The 2,521-nt window shown below is 72.8% G+C and carries 2 protein-coding genes; both read right to left on the bottom strand.

Features of this window, described 5'->3' with window-relative positions:
- Window positions 1-180 precede the first annotated feature (180 nt).
- Window positions 181-1,248 carry a methyltransferase gene (locus tag ACFVYK_RS37905; protein ID WP_389781287.1) on the bottom strand — a complete coding sequence of 356 codons (1,068 nt, stop codon included), beginning with the start codon at window positions 1,246-1,248 and terminating at the stop codon, window positions 181-183.
- 80 nt (window positions 1,249-1,328) lie between these two features.
- On the bottom strand, window positions 1,329-2,396 hold the full coding sequence (locus ACFVYK_RS37900; RefSeq protein ID WP_389781286.1) for a nitrous oxide reductase family maturation protein NosD: 1,068 nt from the start codon (window positions 2,394-2,396) through the stop codon (window positions 1,329-1,331).
- Between the last annotated feature and the right edge of the window lie 125 nt (window positions 2,397-2,521).

Below are 2,521 nucleotides of genomic sequence, written 5' to 3'. Positions count from 1 at the left end.
GTTAAACCACCCCCCCCCTCGGGGCGCCCGCCCCGCCGGGCTCCACCCCCCCCCCGACCCCGGCCCCCGGCCCCGCGGCGCGGCGGCCCCCGCGACCGGTGGTCTGCGGGGAACGGACGGACGGTGACGGCGGGGGAGAAGGGGGAGAAGGGGGAGACGGGGAGGGGCGAACGTGGTCGGTCAGCCGGCGACGTGGCAGTCGAACGCGTGCAGATAGGGGTTGACCGGGCTGATGTCGTCGATGACCAGACCCGCCTCGGTCAGCCGGGAGACCATGCTCCGCGTGGTGTGCTTGGCGCCGCCGACGTTGAGCAGCAGCATCAGGTCCATGGCGGTGCTGAACCGCATCGACGGCGTGTCGTCGACGAGGTTCTCGATCACCACGACCCGTGCCCCCGGCCCGCCCGCCTCACGGACGTTGCGCAGCGTGCGGGCGGTGCTCTCGTCGTCCCACTCCAGGATGTTCTTGATGACGTAGACGTCGGCCTGCACCGGGACGGCCTCGCGGACGTCGCCCGGCACGACCCGCGCCCGGTCGGCGAGGTCGCCGCCCGCGAGCAGCCTCGGCACCGCGTTCTCCACCACTCGGGGCAGGTCGAGCAGGACCCCGTGCATCGCGGGGTACTTGTCGAGCAGGCTCGCCACCACGTGCCCCTGGCCGCCGCCGAGGTCGGCGACCGACGAGCTCCCTGACAGGTCGAGGAACTCCGCCACGTCCCGCGCCGACTGCACGCTGGACGTCGTCATGGCGCGGTTGAAGACGTCCGCCGACTCCGGGGCGTCCTCGTTGAGGTAGGGGAAGAACTCCTTGCCGTACAGGTCCTGCACGACGTTGCGGCCGGTGCGCACGGCCTCGTCCAGCAGCGGCCAGGCGTCCCAGGTCCAGGGCTCGGTGCACCACAGGGTGATGGCGCGCAGGCTGTGAGGGTCGTCCTCGCGCAGCAGTCGGGAGACGTCGGTGTGCGCGAACGTCCCGTCGGCCTGCTCGGCGAAGACGCCGTAGCAGGACAGGGCCCGCAGCAGCCGGCGCAGCGGTTGGGGCTCGGTCTTCACGGCGGCCGCGAGGTCCGCCACGGTCAGCGGACTGTCGCCGAGGGCGTCGGCGACGCCCAGCCGGGCGGCCGCGCGCAGGGCGGCGGCGCAGGCCGCCCCGAAGGCGAGCTCCCTCAGCCGCATGGACGGGGGCGGGACGGGGGGCGCCGCCGGGGCCGGCGGATCCGGGTGCAAGAGAGGCTGAACGGTCGTCATCTGCCGCCTTCTTTCCTACTGGGGTTCGTGAAGTTCGCGGAGTGCCTGAAGTGCGCGGGGGGCCTGGTGCGGGCCACGGCTCAGCACAGGCCGGCGGGCCGCGAAGCCCGGCACGAGTTGCCCTCGAAGGTGTTGCCCTTGCCCGCGGTGTCCGCGTTCACCAGGTCCGCCGGGGAGTTGCCCCGCAGTTCGTTGTCGGTGATGCGGTTGCGGTCGCTGGTGGTGCCCACGAAGCTCTTGAACAGGACGATGCCGCCGGAGAGCGGGGAGTTGCCGACGTTGTCCTCGATCACGTTGCGGGTGACCAGGCTGTCCTCGGCGCCGGTCAGCACGATCCCGGAGCCCTGCAGGGCGTCCAGCCGGGCGGTCTTCGGACAGGACTTGTTGTTGCGCACGATGCGGTTCTCGCGCACGGTGACGAGCCCGGCCTTGGGCTTGTTCTCGTCGCCGACGACGAAGACCGCGGCGCAGTTGCCGCTCAGGTGATTGTGCGCGACGGTCAGGTTGCGCAGCCGGCGGACGGTGACGCCGATCCGGTTGCCCTCCAGCCGGTTGCGCTCGACCACCGTTCCGTCCGTGTCCGTGGCGCCCTGCTCCTGCTGGACGCTGTTGGCGAGGAAGAGTCCCGCGTCGCCGTTGTCCTGGGCGGTGTTGCCCCGGAACACGCCCCGCACGGAGCCCTCCTGGGCGATGCCCCACACCCCGTTCTTCACGGCGGTCACGTTGCGCACGGTCAGGCGGTCGGTCGCGGAGGCGTAGACGCCGGTCCGGGTGAAGCCGGAGACGGTCAGACCGGCGACGGTGACGTCCTCGACGCGGTGGTTCTTCGTGCCGACGACGCAGATGCCGTTGCCGCCCGCCGCACAGGCGCCGGCGGCCTTCCCGGCGGCGGGGGCCGGTTCGAGCACGGTGCGCCGGCCCATGCCGCGCAGGGTCAGGCCGGGCGTGCTGACCGTGACGCTCTCGTGGTAGGCGCCGAGGGCGAGCAGGACCGTGTCGCCCGGCTCGGCGGCGTCCACCGCCTTCTGGATCGATTCCCCCGGCCGGACCAGGTGGACCGTGTGGCCGGCGGCGGACGGGGCGGCGCCCAGGCCCGTGCCGAGGAGGGCCGCCGTGCACGCCAGATATGCGATATGGCATTTCTTCATATTGCTGACGTTATGACCGGAAGGGGGGTGAAACGGTGGGATGGGCCATCCGGCGGCGTGTCCCGCCGGCGGCCGTGCCGCCGGCCCGGGGTCAGCGGGAGCGGCGGCCGCGGGCGCCGTGACCC

This window comes from Streptomyces sp. NPDC058291, from assembly GCF_042880855.1.
GTDB lineage: Bacteria > Actinomycetota > Actinomycetes > Streptomycetales > Streptomycetaceae > Streptomyces.
The sequence above is the reverse complement of the archived record's forward strand: the minus strand, read 5'-3'. Positions and strand labels throughout refer to the sequence as shown.

Bases quoted from the DNA above. Each gene is read 5' to 3' on its own strand.
- ACFVYK_RS37905 (WP_389781287.1), bottom strand. From the start codon at position 1,248: ATGACGACCGTTCAGCCTCTCTTGCACCCGGATCCGCCGGCCCCGGCG.
- ACFVYK_RS37900 (WP_389781286.1), bottom strand. From the start codon at position 2,396: ATGAAGAAATGCCATATCGCATATCTGGCGTGCACGGCGGCCCTCCTC.